18 protein-coding genes and 1 pseudogene are annotated in these 19,292 nt (G+C 56.7%); 1 reads left to right on the forward strand and 18 read right to left on the reverse strand.

Annotated elements, in window-relative coordinates; genetic code table 11:
• The first annotated feature begins 32 nt into the window (after positions 1-32).
• Positions 33-1,607, forward strand: coding sequence for an IS3 family transposase (locus ACVDHE_RS01120; RefSeq protein WP_458885154.1), 1,575 nt, complete (start codon positions 33-35; stop codon positions 1,605-1,607).
• Here ACVDHE_RS01120 and ACVDHE_RS01125 read toward each other — a convergent pair.
• The 18 genes and pseudogenes from ACVDHE_RS01125 to ACVDHE_RS01210 form a co-directional block, all read right to left on the reverse strand.
• Complete coding sequence (locus ACVDHE_RS01125) at positions 1,579-2,976, reverse strand: DNA cytosine methyltransferase (protein WP_458885341.1); 1,398 nt, start codon at positions 2,974-2,976, stop codon at positions 1,579-1,581. The genes ACVDHE_RS01120 and ACVDHE_RS01125 overlap by 29 nt on opposite strands.
• A gap of 56 nt (positions 2,977-3,032) precedes the next feature.
• Positions 3,033-3,704: pseudogene (locus ACVDHE_RS01130) on the reverse strand (DNA cytosine methyltransferase); the annotation flags it as partial.
• On the reverse strand, positions 3,704-4,573 hold the full coding sequence (locus tag ACVDHE_RS01135) for a conjugal transfer protein TrbL family protein (protein ID WP_458884905.1): 870 nt from the start codon (positions 4,571-4,573) through the stop codon (positions 3,704-3,706). The gene ACVDHE_RS01135 and the pseudogene ACVDHE_RS01130, both read right to left, overlap by 1 nt.
• A gap of 113 nt (positions 4,574-4,686) precedes the next feature.
• A complete protein-coding gene (locus tag ACVDHE_RS01140) occupies positions 4,687-5,094 on the reverse strand; it encodes a hypothetical protein (RefSeq protein WP_458884906.1) in 408 nt (135 codons plus the stop codon).
• Positions 5,095-5,108: 14 nt separating this feature from the next.
• On the reverse strand, positions 5,109-5,444 hold the full coding sequence (locus ACVDHE_RS01145; RefSeq protein WP_458884907.1) for a DUF3852 domain-containing protein: 336 nt from the start codon (positions 5,442-5,444) through the stop codon (positions 5,109-5,111).
• A 59-nt stretch (positions 5,445-5,503) separates the two neighbouring features.
• Positions 5,504-10,825 carry a SpaA isopeptide-forming pilin-related protein gene (locus ACVDHE_RS01150; RefSeq protein WP_458885342.1) on the reverse strand — a complete coding sequence of 1,774 codons (5,322 nt, stop codon included), beginning with the start codon at positions 10,823-10,825 and terminating at the stop codon, positions 5,504-5,506.
• Positions 10,826-10,914: 89 nt separating this feature from the next.
• Complete coding sequence (locus ACVDHE_RS01155) at positions 10,915-11,871, reverse strand: CAP domain-containing protein (protein WP_458885343.1); 957 nt, start codon at positions 11,869-11,871, stop codon at positions 10,915-10,917.
• 3 nt (positions 11,872-11,874) lie between these two features.
• A complete protein-coding gene (locus ACVDHE_RS01160) occupies positions 11,875-12,168 on the reverse strand; it encodes a hypothetical protein (RefSeq protein WP_458885344.1) in 294 nt (97 codons plus the stop codon).
• Positions 12,169-12,264: 96 nt separating this feature from the next.
• A complete protein-coding gene (locus ACVDHE_RS01165) occupies positions 12,265-13,065 on the reverse strand; it encodes a class D sortase (protein ID WP_458885345.1) in 801 nt (266 codons plus the stop codon).
• Between the two features lie 73 nt (positions 13,066-13,138).
• Positions 13,139-14,050, reverse strand: a complete 912-nt coding sequence (locus ACVDHE_RS01170; RefSeq protein WP_458884914.1) for a cell wall anchor protein — start codon at positions 14,048-14,050, stop codon at positions 13,139-13,141.
• A 9-nt stretch (positions 14,051-14,059) separates the two neighbouring features.
• Positions 14,060-14,416, reverse strand: a complete 357-nt coding sequence (locus ACVDHE_RS01175) for a septation protein SpoVG family protein (protein WP_458884915.1) — start codon at positions 14,414-14,416, stop codon at positions 14,060-14,062.
• A 3-nt stretch (positions 14,417-14,419) separates the two neighbouring features.
• Positions 14,420-15,058 carry a hypothetical protein gene (locus tag ACVDHE_RS01180; protein WP_458884916.1) on the reverse strand — a complete coding sequence of 213 codons (639 nt, stop codon included), beginning with the start codon at positions 15,056-15,058 and terminating at the stop codon, positions 14,420-14,422.
• 8 nt (positions 15,059-15,066) lie between these two features.
• Entirely contained in the window at positions 15,067-15,855 is a 789-nt protein-coding gene (locus ACVDHE_RS01185; RefSeq protein WP_458884917.1) for a DUF3849 domain-containing protein, read from the reverse strand.
• On the reverse strand, positions 15,845-16,222 hold the full coding sequence (locus ACVDHE_RS01190) for a hypothetical protein (protein WP_458884918.1): 378 nt from the start codon (positions 16,220-16,222) through the stop codon (positions 15,845-15,847). Before ACVDHE_RS01190 ends, ACVDHE_RS01185 begins: the two co-directional genes overlap by 11 nt.
• Positions 16,223-16,285: 63 nt before the next feature.
• Positions 16,286-17,278, reverse strand: coding sequence for a DNA adenine methylase (locus ACVDHE_RS01195; RefSeq protein ID WP_458884919.1), 993 nt, complete (start codon positions 17,276-17,278; stop codon positions 16,286-16,288).
• Positions 17,259-17,570 carry a hypothetical protein gene (locus ACVDHE_RS01200; protein WP_458884920.1) on the reverse strand — a complete coding sequence of 104 codons (312 nt, stop codon included), beginning with the start codon at positions 17,568-17,570 and terminating at the stop codon, positions 17,259-17,261. Before ACVDHE_RS01200 ends, ACVDHE_RS01195 begins: the two co-directional genes overlap by 20 nt.
• 124 nt (positions 17,571-17,694) lie before the next feature.
• Positions 17,695-18,165: a DUF4313 domain-containing protein gene (locus ACVDHE_RS01205; protein ID WP_458884921.1), complete on the reverse strand. Its 471-nt coding sequence runs from the start codon at positions 18,163-18,165 to the stop codon at positions 17,695-17,697.
• 25 nt (positions 18,166-18,190) lie between these two features.
• Entirely contained in the window at positions 18,191-19,291 is a 1,101-nt protein-coding gene (locus tag ACVDHE_RS01210) for a hypothetical protein (protein ID WP_458885346.1), read from the reverse strand.
• Position 19,292: the final 1 nt, after the last annotated feature.

Consider the following 19,292-nt stretch of genomic DNA (forward strand, 5'->3'; position numbering starts at 1 on the left):
CGGACAAAAAGCTGGACCGGGAAGGGGCAAGAATGTATCCATATGAAGAGCGGATACGGGCGGTGAAAGCATACATCGCATCAGGGTATCAGGCCAATCAAACGATCCGGAAGTTGGGATACCCATCCCACGAAGCACTGCGGGGCTGGTACCGGGAGTATCGGGAAAACGGGGATCTGCACCGGGATTTCATCAGAGCGCCTCTGCACACGGAGGAGCAAAAGGCAACGGCTGTGGCCCATTATTACGCCAACGGATGCAACTACACCAGGACCTCCAAAGCCCTGGGGTATGTGGATCGGGAGCGGCTGCGTCAATGGGTGCTGGAATCCGGCCCACCGGAGGGACAGCCTTGTATCTCCAGGCAAAGTGCCGTAAAATGTACACCAGAGCAGAAGCGCGAAGCCGTGGTGGAATTCTGCGCCAGAGGCGGTGGCGCTGAAAAGATCGCAAACAGATACGGAGTGAGCCACTCCAACCTGTATTTCTGGCGGGAAAAGCTGTTTGCCGGGGAGTGTACAGATGAGATGAAAAAACCGGAGGAACCGCTGAGCGAGGCGGCACTGGAGGCATTGCGGGCGGAAAATGCCGCGCTGGTGGAAGCGGTGGAGTCTCTGCGGCGAGAGAACATGGAGTTGGAGAAGACCCGCCACCGGCTGCAGCTGGAGGTAGATGTCCTGAAAAAGGCGGACGAGATCCTAAAAAAAGAAGAGGGCGTCAATCCAAATAACCTGAGCAACCAGGAAAAAGCCGCAGTGATTGACGCCCTGAGAAACGCATATCGGCTGAAGGAACTGCTGGACTGCCTGCATCTGTCCAAAAGCAGTTACTTTTATCAGGAACGAGTGTTGAACAGACCGGATAAATACCAAAACCTGCGGCAGGAGATCCGGGAGGCCTTTGCGGCTGTGAATGGCTGCTACGGCTACCGGCGGCTCCACGCCGTCTTGAAAGGCCTCGGACGCAGCGTGTCCGAGAAAGTCATTCGCCGTGTAATGAAAGAGGAATGCCTTGTGGTCCGAAACATCAGACGCCGGCACTACAACTCTTATCTTGGCGAGATCAGCCCGGCGGCGCCCAATCTTATCAACCGGGATTTTCATGCGGAAAAGCCAAACGAGAAGTGGCTGACAGATATCACGGAATTTCGTTTGCCTGCAGGCAAAGTGTATCTTTCCCCGATCATTGACTGCTTTGACGGCATGGCGGTGACCTGGGCGATCGGGACATCTCCCAATGCCCGGTTGGTCAATTCCATGCTGGATGCGGCGATTTCCGGGCTGCGGGAAGGGGAACGGCCCATCCTCCATTCGGACCGGGGCGGGCATTACCGCTGGCCGGGCTGGATCCAGCGCATGAGAGCAGCCGGCCTGCGGCGCTCCATGTCGGCGAAAGGCTGTTCTCCGGACAACGCTGCCTGCGAGGGATTCTTTGGGCGGCTGAAGAACGAGATGTTCTATGGAGTTTCCTGGGAGGGCGTATCTCTGCGGCAGTTTATTTCCATCCTCGACAGTTATTTGCACTGGTATAACCGGGAGCGCATCAAGCAGTCCCTTGGCTGGCGCAGCCCCATGGACTTCAGGCGCAGCCTGGGGCTGACTTGTTGATTCGTTTCCATATCATTTGGTCCAACTTTTCGTCCGCAGGGCCATCCGTGTCGCAGTGGTCATCCATCTCGATCACCGTCTTGATCCCCCGCATGATGAACTCCACACAGGGGATGGCAACGGAGTTGCCCAGCGCCTTATAGCGGGCGGAGTCAGAGGCGCCCGGCTGCTTCGTCCAGCCGTCCGGAAAGCCCTGGAGTCTTTCACATTCCAGAGGGGTCAGCCGGCGGATCAGCAGCGGGCGGCTCTTTTTTTCGGGTTGGAGGATCAGATCGGTCGCATCCTTGTACTGTTGGGCGCTCTCGGTGGAAGCCACGTCATCGAGCGAAAATTTGTCGACTCTCTGCCGCGAGAAGACCATGGGTTGTTCAGAGGTTGCCGGAGCGCAGAAAGGGTCCTCCGGCATCTCCTGCCCGACGAGTGGGAGGTTGTTGCCGCCGGTCCCGGCGCGGGCGGACAGTGTGGGTGAGACTGTATGCGGCCCGGTATATCTTCCGTCGATGCCGTGATTCTCAAAGACAAGGGGCTGATGGCCATGTTCCTGCGCCCGGAGGGTACCTGTCACATCCTCTGACCAATCCATGACGCTGCCGCCCTGGTCGTTGAGGCAGAGGACAGACGGCATACAGTTTCCGCTGGCCGACCCCTTCAGGGTCGGGGCTACGATTTCAGAATATCCGATGCTGCCGGCGCTGGCGCCGGCTCCGGCGGAAAATCCGGCTACAAAGGTCTGCTGTTTCATACCTGGCTGGGCGCTGAGAGCTCCGGCTATGTCGTGCAGATCACGCACTTCGTCCCGCTGATTGGCGGCGAATGCGATAGGGGTGCTCTCCGTGATAAATGTCTGCATCTGCATATTGCTGGTGGCCATAAGCGCCCCGGATATGCCGCCCAGGTCGATCCCTTCATCCCGCTGATTGATATGATATGCCTTCATCTCCCGGAAGTCCTGGGGAGGCGGCGCCAAGCCCGCCTGGGCCATTGCTGCCTGCTGGAGTCCACTCGGCAGTGGTTTTCCTCGTCCTTCGGCACGGCGCAGGATGCCCTGGCAGGCTGTCTCAGACAGGTAATGCTTTTCATCCGGATGTTCCTCCAGAATTTCTGAGAGAAACGTCCGGATCGGCTTCCTGGGTGCGGGCCCGGTGTTGAGGGGTGGCTTTCCCTCCCGATAGGGGGAGCAGCGTTCCCAGTAGTAATTCCCGAACAGATTGACATGACCCGGCGAGATTTCCAAGTGGAGAAAGGGGATCGCAATCAGGTCTGCTTCCTGCTTGGGCCTGGGGTTCCGCCTGGGATGGACAATGTTGTCTTCAGGTCCATTCAGCTCCAAAAATGTCAGCTGGCCGTCAGGCCCGCTGTTATAGTTCATATTGACTCATCCTCCTCTTTGCGTTTTTCCCGAGGTTGGTATTCATTAAGGACATCAAACATGAAAAACGGCGCGGTGTGTCCCGCGAAGTCAACTGCCAGGAAAATGCGCTTTCTCCGCTGTGCAACTCCCCAGTATTGGGCGTCCAGACAACGCCAGGCGAAAGATATCGGGTAGTCAAATCTCATTGGGAAGTAAAATTCCATCGATCCAGCATCAGACCAGAAATAAGGGGTGGAATAGGGCATTTCGGCATCACCGTGATGGATGTGCATGATCTCCTCCAGCACGATGCGAAAATCCTCGCCTTTCGGGTCTCCGCTGCTGAAAGCGCCGGGGACGTTCTCCCAAAGCATGATGCGTGGACGGATCTGTGTTCCGGTTCGGCCGCGCTCCCGATCTGCTGCGCGCATCTCCTTGATGACGCGGATCTGTTCCATGAAAAGGCCGGAGCGGGCGCCGGATAATCCGGCTCTCGCTCCGGCAACCGAGAGATCCTGGCAGGGGCTGCCTCCGCAGACGATATCCACGGGGTACAGCTGTTTACCATTCAGCTTGGTAATGTCGCCCTTATTGACCATGCTGGGGAACCGGCGTGCGGTGACTGCCAGCGGGAACGGTTCGATCTCGCTGGACCAGACAGTCTTGATGCCAACTCTGGCAGCCGCCAGAGGGAATCCGCCGATCCCGTCAAACAGGCTCCCCATGGTGATGACTCTATCCTGCATCAGTGCGCCACCGCCTGTGCGACCATTCTGGTGGCGTTGACAGCTGTCTGGGCCGTATAGACCGCGGACATGATGTTGGCGTGAGTGGTGGTGTCCAGACCGAATGTGCCCGCAATGCGGGGCACCTCCCCGGCTGACAGCATCAGACCCAGGCCCAGCAAGGCATTGTCCCTGAATACCATCAGCCCCGCCACCAGGATGGTGGATTGGAGAAATGCCGTCAGGCACAGGCCGATGACCTGTTTGATCCACTGCACGAATCCGTCCGTGTAGCCTCGCGGGATGGAGAACATATAGAGGCTCCCCACGGCGATCTGGATCAAGAGAATTCCACCACGCTTGAGATTGGAGAAGAATACTTTCACCACTGCGTATGTCATCATGACGATGCAGAACAGGATCATGAAAGAGCTGGTCAGAACACCCAGGCCGAAATAGGTGTTGTCCAGCATCTCGGAGAGGGTGTCGATCTCACTGAGTTCTTCCACGATCTCCTGCCCCACCTCACCGATGCTGGTGCCGTAGCCCGTGATCCCGGCGGAAAAGGTGCCTTGCAGCGAGACGGAGAGCGTATAAAGGCGGACTGGGGCAACCGTAAAAAGGGATACCGCCAGAAAGCCTTTGATGATACTCAGCGCAGTCTGCTGGAGATTCCCCCGCCCGCCGCTGACATACATGATACCGAACTGAAAGCACGAGACAACGACGCTCACACCGAACAATGCCCAGGCCAGACGGGAGAAAAACAGGACAATGGCCTGGACCCAGGCCAAATCGAACAGCTCCACTCCCATATTTCCCATCTGGGAGAAAAAATTCCCGAGGAAGCCGACGATCTGACCGTAAAACCAATCCATCATGTTATCCATGACGGTGGCGGCCACAAAATCCCAAATGAACAACTTCCGGTGTCACCTCACTCTCAGATGGGGCGCACCATCCATACGACACAGGGGCCGCAGGATCGTGCGGCCCCTGTTGTTTATTTCATTCTCATTTCCGGGAAACCATGTTCGCGGTCCCGGAATGCCTTGAGCGCAGCTCTGGACTCCTGAAACTCCTCCTCTGTCGCGTCGCAGCCGAATTCCACGGCATGTTCGCTGATCTCCTCCAGGGACCAGCCTTCGGTCAGCTTCGCGGCTGCGCCGCGCAATTCGAATGAATTGAACGTGAATTTCTCGCCATAGTCAAACAGCTCCCGTGCGATCTGTTCGCCCTGGTACTGCTTGATCAGTGACAAATTGACATAGATCTCATCGTAAAAATCCGCCTCGAAAATCATGTCTTCAGTGTCCAAATGACGGGCATATTTCGTCCAGGACTCCATGGCCGGCTCGGAGCAGCCGGGCAGGAGATCCCGCATCTTAAGGCGAAATTCCTGATTTGTCATCGTGCGCCTCCCAATCACATACCCACGATGCCCCAGATATAGTTGGGCGCCGTCAGGCAGAAGATCAGGCACGCGAGGAGGATCGCAGGCCCCGCCCATTCGAATTGGTGGCCTTTCCGGTAGTCAAAATACGCGCTTCCCAGCTTGACAAAAAACGCAATCGCCAGGATCATGTCCAGGGCGGGAAACACCACATTATCGACCACAGTCTTGATCTGGTCAGACGCCGCATCCCACGTCTCCTCAATCGCGCCTGCCACATCGCCCTCTGCTGCAAAGGCGGCGGAGCTGCAAACGCAGGCCAGAAGGAGTACCGCCGCGGCAAGAAACAGCATTTTTTTGATTTTCATAACTACCTCCACACGGGAGAGCGCCGCCCAAACGGGCGGCGCTCTGTGTCATACAGCTTTTAATATCCGGTCCGGGGCAGAGGCTGAGAGGCTTTGTAGATCGTAGTCACCCATCGGGAGGTGGCCATGATCCACTGTCCGTTATGGACGCCGCCGACGTCCGCCTGATTGACCACCTGGCTGCCGCCGGTCAGCCACTTGCTGGCGGTGCAGTACACCACCGGCGCCTCCACCTGCCGGAAGTTGGAGGGCACGATGCCGAAGGACACCATGAACTCCGTCACCCGCTCGCCGGAGCCGAGGCCCAGGACCGCGGGAGAGGCGTCCAGCACGTAGTTCTGCTGGGTGCTGAGGCTATCCGCCAGCACCCGCCAGCTGTCGCCGCTGTAGTTGGTCTTATAGACGATCTTGTAATTTCCGGGCACGTTGTAGGTACCCGTCACGATCTTGTCCAGCGCCGCGAAGGTCGGCAGGGTGTCCCTCCAGTAGAAAGACTCCAGGGCCGTGGTGGAGTTGTTGGCGATGCCGGAGAAATCGTAGCGCAGCGTCTGACCGGGGACCGCCTCCACATATCCGGTCTTCTTGATGGACACGTTGGTGTAGAGGCTCTTGTTGGTCATGGCTGCCTTGACGATCTGCCCCGCGAACTCGATCTCCACCTCAATGGGAGTCTTGTCCAGGCCGTAAAAATCCGCAGAGCGGGATTCCACGATCTTGTACCGGCCCAAATGCAGGGGCTTGGTGACCGCGACTCCGTTTTTGTCAGTCACGATGGTATCCACCAGATTCCCGGTCCGGTAGTTGTAGATCTCGAATTCCGTGTTGGGGATCGGCGTCCCAGCGGGCCAGCCGTTCATGCTGTTGTAGTCTTCCGAGGTCTTGGTGATCTGGATCTGGCCTGTGATGGGGGTATTCTCCCACTCCACCAGCGTTGTCTCGCCGGACTTCACATAGACGGTTTTCCGCTCGGTGTCCGGCACATAGCCTTCATTTTCCAGCTCCCGCAGGTAGTAGCGGCCACTCTCCAGATTCTCGATGTAGACGTAGCCCCGGTCATCACTGGTGTACTGGCCGATGGGGGTATTCGTATCATCATACAGAAGGAACGTGACCCCGTAGAGGCCCTCCCCCGTAGCACTGTCCGTTTTATGGATCATGATTCCGGACATGGCCTGATTGGTAATCCTGACAGTCGCTGTTTTTCCGTTCTCTACTTCAAAGTAGTGCGGCGTATCATCGAGCTTGAAACCCTTTGCTGCCTCAATCTCAACGGCGTAATATGCCCCATCTTCCAGGGAAACAAAGGCGCGGCCATTTTCATCAGTGGTAACCGTGTCGACCAGCTCGTCATCCACCTTCCGAATTTCAAAGGTCACATTCGGGATGCGCTCGGAGGTATTACTGGCGTTGACCTTGATGATTTCCACTCCGCCAATGGGGTCATTATAGAATGTCAGCGTCTGCGTATCTTCGGGATTGACCTGGACCGTCTGACTCCGCGTAGCCTCATCAATGGTGTATCCTTCAATGGTTTTTGTCTCCATGACTACGATAATACCTGAAACACCGCTGATGCGGATCTCGCCATTGGCATCTGTGGTATAAAGGCCCTTGCTGGACAGATGGCCATTGGCATCGTCCACATAGCCGCCGTCGGCATAGGTCAGCTCAAACTCCACACCGGCCAGAGGCTCCTTTGTCACCGAGTCCAGTTTTCGAATGACAATGGTCCCGGCAGCCTGGTTGTAAAAACGAAGCGTTTGGACTTCACCCGTTTTGATGAGAATGGATTTTGGAGTGCTGTCCAGAACATAACCCTCCAAAGTTTTGACTTCCCGCGCGGTCACCGTCGTACCAGGCTCCAGATCCGTGATCACAATGCGGCCATCCTCATCTGTGATATACTCGCCATTGCTCGGCCCCACAACCGCACTGCTGGAGTCCGTAACCAGGAACGTAACGCCCTTGATCGGCACGGAAGTGCCCTCAATGTATTTTTCAATCACCAGGGTGGTACTGGGGGTGTTATAGAACGTCAGCGTCTGCGTATCATTGGGATTGACCACCACAGTCTGTGTCTGGGTCGCCGGGTCGATGGTGTAACCGGGGATGGTGGCAGTTTCCGTGACCACCAAGGTGCCAACAACGCCATTGATCCGGATCTTACCGTCTTTGTCCGTGAAATAGAGGCCGTTGCTGGAGATATAGCCGTTTTCATCCGGGACAAACTCACCAGTAGCGGTGGTTACCTTGAACGTGACACCTTCCAGGGGCTCTCCGGTGAGAGGATTCCGTTTGTCGATGATCAGGCTGCCGGCCTTGGAGTTCTTAATGACGACCGTCTGGGTATCGCCATTGGCTCCAATGACCACATTGGTGGAAGGCTGATCCATCACATAGCCGGTGGGCGCCTTGATCTCCGTGATGACGTAGGCGCCGGGGGCCAGATTGGTGATATGGATCTCACCATTGGCATCGGTTGTGAAAATCCCGTTCTGTGTCAGCGTGCTGTCTCCGATGACTCCGTCCAGGCCCACCTCACAGCCGGCCGCCGTGGTGAGCCGGAACTCCGCGCCAGAAAGCGGCTGCCCTGTTGCACTATCCCGCTTTTGAATGATCAGCTCGCCTTTGGGCTGGTTTTTGAAAGTCAAGCTGACCGTGCGGCCCTCCTTGATCTGGACAGTCTGAGACTGCGTATCGATCAGGTAGCCCGGAGGAGCCTGGGTCTCCGTGACCACCACGCTCTTGCCGGGCTTAAGCCCCTCGATGCGGATCTCGCCATTTTCATCCGTCCGGTAGAGTCCGTTGCTGTCGCCAATCAGAGTGCCGTCCGCATACATGATTTTGAATTCCGCATTTGCAAGAGTCACGCTGGGATTGACGGAGCAGACCTTGCGGATCAGAAGGATTCCGTCCGGCATATTCTCAAAGCGGACCGTCACAACCGACTGTTCTCCGCTGTCCGCAAGATAGATGGTTTCGGAAGACTGGATGATGCTATACCCGTCCGCGGGATCGATTTCCTCCAGAATATAGGTCCCGGCTTTGAGACCGGTCCAAATCGCAGTCCCGTTCTTGCCGGTCGTTTTCTGTCCAAGGATGTTCCCGCCGCTGCCGCTGACACCACCAAGGTATCTCAGTTGGAACGTGCATCCGGGAAGCGCCTCACCGGTCACACTGTCGTACTTTTCAACGATAATGGCGTTGAGCGGTTCGTTCTGGAATGTGAGCGTTTTGATCTCTCCGCCGTGGAGAATGATTTTCTGAGTGCTCGGCTCCTTCATCTGAAATCCAGAAGCCGGTTTCACTTCAGTCACCGTATACTCGCCGGGATAGAGACGGAGGCCCTGCTCATGCAATTTGATCTCGCCATTCGCGTCGGTCAGAATTTCCCCAAAGTCATAGCTCTCAGGGGCATCCGCCGCCTCTCCCGTGCTCACATAAGTGACATGGAAAAGCGCCCCCTCAACAGGAGCGCCGGCAACGCTGTCTTCCTTATAGATGGTCAGCTCAGGGGCCTTGCTGTTCTTGAAAGAAATCGTTTTTTCATCACCGGCACGAAGGGAGATGGTCTGCTCCCTGTCCGCATCCTTGTCCGGCAGATAGTAGGGAGCCGGGACAGACTGCTCAATGATCCGATAGGTGCCCGGCATCAGGCGGATCGAAACCGTGCCGTCCGCTCCGGTCGTCACATCGTGCTGATAGTCGCTGTCCAGGCCCTCGATCCGAAATACAGTCCCCGGAATGGGTGTCGTCAGATCCGCGGCGTCGACCTTGGAGATGGTCAGTTCGGGAAGCAGGAGGTTTTTGGCGGTAACGGTGACGGTACCTCCGCCGTTGACCGCAGCCTGATCCACATGCGCAATGACAGGCTCCGTCAGTCTGGCGTAGCCTTCCGGCGCGGAGACCTCGACGAAGGCATACATTCCCTCCGTCACATTCGGCACGGTGATGCGGCCAGCTGCGTCCGTCACCTCAGATCCAATGACCTGTCCGTCTCTGATGATGTTGAAAACGGCGCCCGAGAGCGGAGACTCGGATTCGTCCAGCTTGAGCAGTTCCACTTTCACTCTGGCATCATTCTCAAATACCAGCGCCACATCGCTTTTGCCGTCCCAGTAGAATTCCTGCTTGGTTTTATCGGGATCATCGCTGAGGGTATATCCATCCGGCGGGGTGACCTCTGTCGCCGTATAGCTGCCGATGGGCATGGTATCCCAGGGGACGTCCGTCAGGGCGCCGCCCGCCGCCGTGGTGTATGTGCCGGTGAAATTGTTGTCTACGCCATCGATCTGAATTACAGACCCCGCAAGGCCTCTGGTGGGATCGTCAGCGTCTACCTTGCGGATGCTTCCGCTGGCAGTAACGACCGGGGTGTCGGTAAATGTGATCGTTACGGTATTGCTCCCATTGTTGGGGAGGACCACATATTCCGGGCCGGCATTATCGATCTCGTAGCCTTCCGGCGCCTCCGCCTCAGTAATGGCATAGGTATTTGCCGACAGCCCCTCCACCGTGATAGAGCCGTCCGCTCCCGTTACCACATCCTTGGAAAAAGACCCGTTGATGGATTCAATGTGAAACTTGGCGCCGGGCAGCCCCTTCGTGGGGTTGGTCGCGTCGACCTTTTTCACTGTGATCGAGTAAGTCTCCTCCGTGCCGCCGACACTCAGATCCCCGATCACAACCTTCTGGACCGTGCCTGCGGGGTGTGTGCTGGAGCCTGCGCCGGTGAAGGAGTATTCATATACTGTGCAGTCTCCCCAGACACCCTGGTTGCCAAGATCAAAGATGTACTGGGTCCGATCCCTGAAAGAGATCCCATCGATCGTCTGATCGATGCTGGTGTAGCTCGTGCCCTCCAGGGAATTGTAGACGTACATCAACTCTTCGGCGCTGGCTGTGACAGGATCAGAAAAAGAGCCCGCCTGATAGCGCCACAGGATGGCCTGGACCCAGGCATTCATATACCATGTATAGCCGGAGTCCCAAATGTTGTCCACGCCAAGCGCACGGGCCTGATCCGTGAAGGTCCCGGTGGAGTGGGCGTAGTAGTACGCCATCATCAGCTTCACGCTGGGATCGGCAATTTCCTGGGGGGAACCCCAGGTCTGACCGATCAGGCTTGCGCCCATGCCGCCGCCCTTGGTCCCGCAAAAGCCGACGGTAGTTTCGCCGCCGTAGTCATAATACATTTGATGGAGAGTACACGTGCCAAGGCTCGCGGAGGTATAGGAGACGCCGGACATGCCGAATCGCTCCAGCTTGATCGTGTCCGTTCCAGCGGCCATGGCACTGATGGGAAGCAGTCCCACCACGCAGACCAGCGCCAGCAATAGGGCTGTCATCCGCATGCGAAGGGAATGTCGCATGGTTTTCATGTGATAATCCTCCTTTTTTTCGTCATAAACAAAAAAAGAATCGGCCTTTCAGTATTTCTGAAAGGCCGATTCACCGATATATTGGGTTTTTATCCGTATGCATTTACACTGTTCGGATTTCCTGCGAACATATAGCAGTAGGCAATGTTGTTCCTGATGCAGACGCCTACTCCGACGCAGTCATATTTGGTGGATACCATGGTCTGGAAGTGCCCGCTTGAATTCACCCAGTTCGTGACTGCTGTCTGGGCAATATCGGTATCCCCTCTTGCAGTGAACCACGTCAGGTTCGAGCCGAAGCCATGCTCGTATCCATAGTTTGTGGCCGCTTCGCCCTCATACTGATTATTATGAGAAGTGAAGCATTGGGAAGCACAATCCTGCGCCGCATCCATGAGAGGGTCACTGATCGTGAGCGCAGCCGCGCCATTCTCCAGACGGACCTGATTGATCAGGTCCACCATTTTCTGCCGGATGTCGGCGTTGGCCGTCAGATCCACCTCTGCGGTCGTTTGGTCAGCAGGTCCGCTGTCATCACCTGCAACCGTGATGGTGACAGTACAGGCACCCCCGCCGGCATCCTTCGCAGTGAGGGTCGCCGTTCCTTCCGCATGAGCTTCCACGACCCAGCTGCCGGACACCTTCTCAACGGAGGCCACTTTGGGATTGCTGGATGTAACGACGCATCCTGCTCCTCCTCCGCTGATGATGAGTCCGCTTCGTTCTCCAGGTGCCAGAGTCGTACCTTTGACGCTGCTGATGCCCGGAGCGGATGGCGGCTCGCCGGTATAGTCCGCATCGCTGTCAACCTGGACGCCGTCCTGCCAGTAGACGTTGAAGCCCACCTCCTTTCCGATGTCCCGGAGCTTGACATAGTTGTTGCCGTTAATGTTGTACGCCTCCATCTCCACCTGCTGTCCATCCACGAAGATGGGCTGCCAGGTGGGCTGGGCCACGATCCCAGCGGCATAGGCGCCGCCGCACAGGGCAGCGCCCACCGCCATGCCTGTCAGCAGCAGTCCAATGTTTTTCCCTCTGTTTTTCATCGCTTACCTCCTCATCTTGAGCTTGGGCCAGTACCTGGCCGCTTTCCCGACGCGGTGATCTTTTGTAGCGGACACCCGCCACAGGCCGTGGGTCTGATAAGCGGAGCAGACCACCTGTTCCAGCAAATCGCCCGCCCGCACATACACGGCTGTTTTTGGGCTTCCGCTGTCAGCGATCACCGGTCTGCCGCTCTCCAGCCGTCCCCGGACGGCGGCGTCCAGGTAGATCCGGCCAGCCGGAGTCCGCAGATCCAGGTCCGCATCGGGGTGGATGTCAAGGAACTCGCGGACCGTCATAGCGGTCCTTTTGTCCTTTCATCATATCGAAGAATGAGGAGGAAAGCCATTGATGATTGTGGAAAAACAATGCCCGAAAATGAAGCAGTTTGAACATCACACCTCCACCGCCCGGACACACCAGCGGTATGCGCTCTGGTCGCGAACGCAGGTATAGAGGGTCAGGCAGTTTTCCGTGGTCGGCGTGAGGCCGCTTCGGTCCGTCTCGGAGACCTTTTCCACAGAGGTCACCCGATAGGTTCGGGTGCCCAGCTTCGTGGTGTACTGGATCTTATCCCCGATATCCAGGGTGTGGATCTCTCCAAAATAGTCATTTTCGCCTCTGTTGTGTGATGCCAACGCCGTATTTCCGCTCCAAGCAGAAGTTTTCTCGAAGTGCCCAACACCCTTGCGGAGTGTTGCGCTGTCTGTTCCCTGGTAGACCTTCACCGAGAGGTCAAGGGCAGGGATCTTCAGCGTGGCGAGATATCCGCCGGAATAATAGAGATCCTCCGTCACCTCGGTGTAGCCGACGGTGCCGGAGGACGAAGAGCTGCCGGTGGAGGGAGGCGAACTGGTGACGGGGGTCCCAGGGGTGACGACCGCCGCGGCGCCGCCGTTGATGACCGCGCCGGTGGCCGCCATGCCGCCGGGGGCCAGGTTGGGCGTGAGATAGGTGCCGGTGTTGAGGGTATAGGCGCTGGGGCTGCCGAAGGCCGGCGGGATCAGCGCCGCATTCTTGCTGCGGTCCTCGTTGACTGCGGCGCCGCCGTCTGCCGTAATCACAGGCTCGATGGACGTAGGCTTGCCGTAGTCAGGGTCGCCGGGGGCGTCGATGGTGTATTCCAGAGCCCCGGCCTGGATGGTCAGGCCCGCCATCAGGCACACAAAGAGCAGGACGCTCAGTGCTTTCTTCATAATGACTCCTTTCCGTTCCCCTTTGGAACGCATTGATTCGGTGCGCAATATGTGAAGGTATTTGGCTTTTCACTCACTGGGACTTCTCGTCGCTCTCGACCTCCACCACTTCGCTGCGCCGGCGGAAAAAGACTGCCGCGCCGATCCCCGCGCCGACTGCCGCCACGATCCCGAACGGCAGCAGCAGGGCGCCCCAGTTGAATTGGCCGGAGCTGCTGTCCTCAGTTCCCGTCAGGGGCTGGATGGGAGTGCCCTCGAAGATGGCCACATACCGCACACGGTCCAGCGCGATGTGGCTGACGGTGCCGGTGTAGTCCGCGGTCACTGTGTAGCCGGTCACATAGCTGCTGGTGGCGCTGCCGGTATAGGTGGCCACAGCGGTGAACCGGTCGCCCAGGGCGTAACCATCCAGAGAGGCGGTGTTGTCCGTCTGCCACTGGAGCGTCTCCAGCGTCAGCGTGCGGCCATTGTCCGTGATGGTCTTGGGGATATTGGCGGTATCCTGATTGACCAGATTGGGATAAGAGCGGGTAGCGGACACCTTCTTGGTGGAGCTGCCGTATCCGGCCACCTCCACCTGAACGGTATCCAGCTGCAGCTCCAGCGTGCCGATCAGTCCGTCGTCAGTGATGAACTCCTTCTCCTGGGGCAGCAGGGCCAGCACGGACTCCATGTCTTTCTTGTCGCTCTGGAGGGAGACCGTCTCCGTGTGCTGGCGCTCCTCATGCTCCGGGAGCTCCTGTTTGAGCAGATCTGTCAGGGTATAGTGATAGCCGTCCTGCTCGAAATCCGAGCGGGAGATCCCCGCGGGATCGTCCTCCGGGGACAGGTCATAGACCTTGCGGATCTCGCTGCCGTCCTCGCTCCGGGTGACGGAGGTGGGATAGCATACCTGGACCTCCGGGGCTTCAGCGGCCATGGCCGCCGGCGTCAATGCGGCGGTCAGGCACAGTACCGCGGCGCAGATGGTAAACAGTTTCTTCATGATGTGTTTTCACCCCTTCATTTTCATTCCGCCCATCGTGGGGCCATTCTGCTGCTTCTGGGTCTGATGCATCTCCATGCGATAGGCTTCCAGAACAGTTTCGTCAAATGTCTTCTTGAACTCGGAGGTACAGGGGAAGCAGTAATCCATGTATTTCGTACCCACCTTCCGGCTGGGCATGGAAACAAAGGGGCCGTTCTTGCTGTCCCGGATCTGAATGCCCTGTACGGCAAAGCAGCCGTTCAGATTGACAGAAGCATAGGCCAGGGGGCCGCCCTCCTTCTTAGAGAGGTAGATTTTGACATGGAGCTGCATGGGGAGCTGCTCGTAATTGGGAGCTGCCTCTTTCTGGGGGTTCCGGTTCATGGGTCATTCCTCCTTTTCATCTTTCATCTGCGCCATTGTCTGCTGGGCCAGCAGGTCAAACATCCAGGGCTGCATGGGGCGGTAGTCGTATGCGCCTTCCGAGTCGACCAGATCGACCCAATACTCAAAGACCAGATGAGGCGGGTTGACTTCCTCAAGCAGAACTCCCGGCAGCATGAGTCCCTTACCGATTACTCTGACTCTTTGGATTGCAGTCTTCGGATCGTCATGGGGCTCCTTCATCCATAACCGCTTGCCCTTCAATTCCTTCGGTAATTCCTGTGTATCGGGGATCGGGACACGGATGCGCCCCTGGGTCATGTACCGAAGCTTCAGCATCCGCTTACATGTCTCCATCGCCAGGATCGCTTCTGTCCGTTTGGCCCAAAATGGGTGTTTCCGCGGATCAGATGAGAGAATGCTTTCCCCTTCCCGGTCGGTGGGAAACAGCGGTACGCAGCGCACCAATTCCAGTGCTCGGATACCGTCGGCCAGTCCCAGAGTCTTTTCACCTGTTGCCGGCAGTTCACGATATCGCGCCAATGCGTCGCTCAGGTTATGGAACCGCTCTACCACACTCTGCTTTGCACAAGGAGGCTTTCTTCTTCCGGCATCAGCCATGGTGTAATAGGAAATGCTCATCATACACCTCATTTCATGGTTCGGTGATCAGGAAGCGTAGGCCCTTTGGAAAGGCCCTGTTCCTTATCAGTGATCTCTATCGTTTTCTGCAAATCCGGATTTTTCTGCCCAATAAGCTCTTTCAGCTTCCCGGCGGCCCAGTCCGGCAGAAACTCATCCTTGAGAATGCCGGTGAAATCCGAACGGTTCCAGCGCGTCTCCTCGCCGTCTCCCAAGCAGATACAGCGGATGGACCGCCCAATGGCATGGGGATGGCAGCCAAATCCGTCGTGGGCATACCAGAGCTGGTTCTCTTGAGACCAGCAGGACTCTTTTAAGGCATCGGCGCTGAGGACCAGCACCTTTCCCTCGTAGTCCAGCGCGGCACGGGAATCCGGGCAGCAGTGCTCCGGCCCGAAAAGGTTCAGATTGCGGAACGCTGTCCGGACTTCATTCAAAAAGCCATCCAGCACCGCCGGATGGCTTTCTACAACGAATTCGCAGTTATGCTCCGGATCAGGCGGGATCATCTGGCAGCACGCCCACTCCTTGTTGTCCCGGCTGAACCGGCCGTCCCAGAGCTTTTCCCGGACGGTGTTGGCCAGCACCCAATTGACACGCTTGAAGCCGTATTCCTCCAGAACGCCCTGAATGCAGCCTTCCTGAAGGTGCATCCCGTCAAAACCCTGGCGGATACTTTCCTCAATCGCCTTTTTGCAGGCGATGTTCGCCCGGTGGCTGGCCCGCCAGAGGGATACCTCATTATTCCGCCGGGCATACTCCAGGCTTCCTCTGTAGAGGTACGTATCATTTTTCATCCTGCTTTTCCGCCTCTTTCATCAGCAAGATACGCAGGCAGTCTTCATCAGCCCCCATGCAAATCAGATCTTCCACAACGCCCTCATCGACTTCGCACAGCGGATCATACTTCAAATGGAATTCCCCGCTGACCTTGTTGCTGGCCTCGACCAGCTGCTGGCACAAATCATCAATGTCATCATAAAGATAAGTGATCAGACGCATTTTTTCTCTGGGGGTAAGATCAGCATTGCTGATTAAAATGTGGCCCGCCTCGGCATGAATGAGCAGACATTCCGCCTGGTCCAGACCGCCCATCTTCATGACTGCACCGGGAAGAATTTGTTTCTCATCACCAGTCTTACGGATGAGCAGAATATTTTGCATAATGGTGTTCCTCCTATAAATTAAAGTATTATGTCTTGCTGCGGCAGGTTCTTGTCCCACGGCCTATGCTGCCTTCCGGTTTTCCGGAGTATGGATCAGAACCAATTCACCTTTCGACCTGGTTATCCGCTCAAAGAAGCTCAATTGGACATTGAGGTAGGGCGTTGGGTCATAGTTGGTGATGAACAGCTCCTCGTAGGTGGCATCAGGCTGATGGGAAAGCGGGTTGTTCCGGGTCAGGGCCAGAATATAATAATTTTTATAGAGCTGGCGAATAAAGGAACAGTCATTGTAGGAGAGCAGGAATCGCCCCTTACTGCTGTCCAATGCCATCCAGAGGCGGACATGGAACCGCTTGTCCATTTTGACCTCATACTGATCCTCAGCATCAAAGTACGGTGGGTCGCAATAAAAGAATGTTCCCGGACGCTTCTCGTCCTTGATCAGAGTGATGGCATTTTTATTCTCGATCACAACATCTTCCAGTCGCTTCGCCGCTGGCTTCAGCAGATACAGGAAATTATAGAGCCGCAGTGCTTTTGACCCGAAAGAGGATACGGTTGCGCTATAGCTGCCGCGAACGCATTTGTAAAACATCGCTGCGCGTTCCACATCGAAGTTTTCCAGCTTTTGAGCATAAATCGGGCGAAGCTCCTCCGCCTGTTCTTCTGTAAAGCAGGTTCGGTCCTCCAGAACTTGAAGTTCCTCGCGGATGTTCTTTTCATAGACCTTCCAGTGAATTTCTTCATGTGCCAGAAACAGCTTATACACTTCAAACAGGAATCTCGAATGGATCGGAAGAAACTTCAGTTCCCGCAGCAGGACATTTGTCTTATCCCGCAGGCACATAAAGAAGTTCGTCAGATTACGGTTGAGGTCATTGTAAACGTCTCTCCGCTTAGAGCTGGAACGCATCCCCAAAGTGACTGCAGCACTTCCGCCAAACGGCTCTACGAAGTTTCTTATGTCTGACGGAATCAGCTGGTAGATGTATTGGAGCAGCTTTCGCTTGCTCCCGACCCACGGAAAAGGCGGCTTAGCCATCGCGTCCACCATCTATGAAGAAGCACACAGCAAGACAGGCTTTCAAGCTTTGAATGTCGGCCTGCAGCCCATCGATCATCCTCTGGAGCAGTTCGATTGTTCTGATAATGTCCTGAGCGGTCTTCGCATAGAAGTAGCCGTTGCTGGTACTGCAAATCGGAATTTTCTTTCGCCGCAGCCGACTCACAAGCTTTTGTACCGTCTTTCTTCCTACGCCAATGGCCCGCCCTAATTCTGTGCTGCTGGCACAAAATTCCCTCCCTCTGCAAGCCACTTTCAAATAATTCAGCAGCATTTCTTCCATCTATTGAATCCCCTTTCCGGGACTCGTTTTCCCGAAAAAGGGCACAAAAAAAGAGGGGGCCGCTGTCCCGCTCGGGAAAACGGCCCCTGATCTTGAATTTACTGTTTTAAAGGTGTCTTACTGCTTACTTCATCCTCATCCCTCCCATCTGACTTTTCGGTTCTTCCACAGGTCCAGGCCCCCCAAACGGACCCTTTTGCATATAGGAATGAAAGGATCTGGAGTACTTCTCGTAGGCGTCTCCGCCGATCTCTCGGAGGAAATCCTCCTTGAAGTGCCACAGCGGGTACTCACAGAATCCGCTTCTTTTGGTCAGGCCGGTATTCTCTGCGATCCCCTGTTCCAGCAGTTCCGGGGCAAAATAGCAGTTGTTGGTGTCGATGTACGCGCAGTCCTTGATGCTGATGAACTCTCCAAAGGAAGTCGTCAGCACGGCATACTGCTCCGTCTCCTCCGGCGTACTGCCCAGCCGGTCCAGGATGATGGCCAGCCCCGGCATTTCCTGACCCATAAAATCCGTGACGGAGTACAGGCCCAGCCGGGGCTGCAAGGTGACCTGTTCTCCGAAACAGTCCGTAATCCGGAATGTAGGCATTATGATTCCTCCTCTGCTTTTCCGGTCAGCGCCTCATCTCAAACTGCGCCTGCGGCGCCGGCGGCTGGCTGCGCTCATAGCAGAAGTCCAGCTGATTCCGGCGGATGAAGCTGCCGCTGGCCGCATGCTGCTGGTAACCCTGCTGGGCCAGCAGGTATCTCCCGTAGCTCTCCCGATCCATGCACTCGGAGATCAGGCTCACGTGTCCTTCTTCGATCCCCCTGGATTCCAGGTACTTTCCGGCGAAGGACCCTACCTCCTCCTTCGGCACGAAGTCATAGCACCGGAGGTTCTGTGCGATGTCCAGTGCCGCGCCCAGGCGGGTGCATTTTTCATAGGCCAGAGCCGCATGGAGCTTCTCGCTGAAATGCGGCAGCCCCTGGCCCTGCTCGTCCAGCAGGAAGCCCAGGTCGTTCCCGTCATAGATGAGATCCGCCACTTCTCGGTATTCGCTTACCAAGTTCTTCACTTCCGGGAGGACACAGCGGGCATCCAGCAGCGTACACTCCTGAATGGTATCGGCCTTCAACTCCAGAAGGGCCAATTCCACTTCATCCGCCTTGTCATCATTCACCATGGAGTAGTCCGGCAGCCGGACCCAGACGCCCTCCGGCTTTTCGGCGGAGGCGATCTTCAGCCGGACGCTCCAGTCCGAATCATCCAGCTCCGCCAGGTTGTGGCCGGTATAGGGCTGCTCCGGTTCCTTGGTGGGATAGATCACATAGCTGCCGCCGATAAAGAGTCCCGGATGGAGATCCTCATAGCGCCTGCCCAGCTGGGCCAGGTCCACGAAGGGCAGGGCCTCCTTGGGGACGCCGCTCTCATATTGCAGGAAGAAGTGCCCCAGGGCTTCATAGCTGCCCGCCGGATGGCAGACCTCGTAGTCGTGCAGCGTCATCAGGCAGTTGATCGCCTCCACGGCTACGTCCGGCTTCATCCGCAGCACGGTGGCTTGCAGCTCCTCACGGTCTTTTCCCATCAGTTCCTGCAGCCTCCCGGACCGCATGAGCGCCGCGGACAACTGGTAACTTTCTTTTACGGAGAGCATCTCCAGCCGGCCTGTCAGCCACTCCCTCTCCGCATTGGTCAGGGGAAGGCCCAGGAGGGCCTCTTGCTTTTGGTTCATT

This window comes from Dysosmobacter sp. Phy (assembly GCF_054476235.1).

Coding starts and splice junctions, on each gene's coding strand:
- ACVDHE_RS01120 (WP_458885154.1), top strand. CDS start 33: ATGTATCCATATGAAGAGCGGATACGGGCGGTGAAAGCATACATCGCA.
- ACVDHE_RS01125 (WP_458885341.1), bottom strand. CDS start 2,976: ATGAACTATAACAGCGGGCCTGACGGCCAGCTGACATTTTTGGAGCTG.
- ACVDHE_RS01135 (WP_458884905.1), bottom strand. CDS start 4,573: ATGGATAACATGATGGATTGGTTTTACGGTCAGATCGTCGGCTTCCTC.
- ACVDHE_RS01140 (WP_458884906.1), bottom strand. CDS start 5,094: ATGACAAATCAGGAATTTCGCCTTAAGATGCGGGATCTCCTGCCCGGC.
- ACVDHE_RS01145 (WP_458884907.1), bottom strand. CDS start 5,444: ATGAAAATCAAAAAAATGCTGTTTCTTGCCGCGGCGGTACTCCTTCTG.
- ACVDHE_RS01150 (WP_458885342.1), bottom strand. CDS start 10,825: ATGAAAACCATGCGACATTCCCTTCGCATGCGGATGACAGCCCTATTG.
- ACVDHE_RS01155 (WP_458885343.1), bottom strand. CDS start 11,871: ATGAAAAACAGAGGGAAAAACATTGGACTGCTGCTGACAGGCATGGCG.
- ACVDHE_RS01160 (WP_458885344.1), bottom strand. CDS start 12,168: ATGACGGTCCGCGAGTTCCTTGACATCCACCCCGATGCGGACCTGGAT.
- ACVDHE_RS01165 (WP_458885345.1), bottom strand. CDS start 13,065: ATGAAGAAAGCACTGAGCGTCCTGCTCTTTGTGTGCCTGATGGCGGGC.
- ACVDHE_RS01170 (WP_458884914.1), bottom strand. CDS start 14,050: ATGAAGAAACTGTTTACCATCTGCGCCGCGGTACTGTGCCTGACCGCC.
- ACVDHE_RS01175 (WP_458884915.1), bottom strand. CDS start 14,416: ATGAACCGGAACCCCCAGAAAGAGGCAGCTCCCAATTACGAGCAGCTC.
- ACVDHE_RS01180 (WP_458884916.1), bottom strand. CDS start 15,058: ATGAGCATTTCCTATTACACCATGGCTGATGCCGGAAGAAGAAAGCCT.
- ACVDHE_RS01185 (WP_458884917.1), bottom strand. CDS start 15,855: ATGAAAAATGATACGTACCTCTACAGAGGAAGCCTGGAGTATGCCCGG.
- ACVDHE_RS01190 (WP_458884918.1), bottom strand. CDS start 16,222: ATGCAAAATATTCTGCTCATCCGTAAGACTGGTGATGAGAAACAAATT.
- ACVDHE_RS01195 (WP_458884919.1), bottom strand. CDS start 17,278: ATGGTGGACGCGATGGCTAAGCCGCCTTTTCCGTGGGTCGGGAGCAAG.
- ACVDHE_RS01200 (WP_458884920.1), bottom strand. CDS start 17,570: ATGGAAGAAATGCTGCTGAATTATTTGAAAGTGGCTTGCAGAGGGAGG.
- ACVDHE_RS01205 (WP_458884921.1), bottom strand. CDS start 18,165: ATGCCTACATTCCGGATTACGGACTGTTTCGGAGAACAGGTCACCTTG.
- ACVDHE_RS01210 (WP_458885346.1), bottom strand. CDS start 19,291: ATGAACCAAAAGCAAGAGGCCCTCCTGGGCCTTCCCCTGACCAATGCG.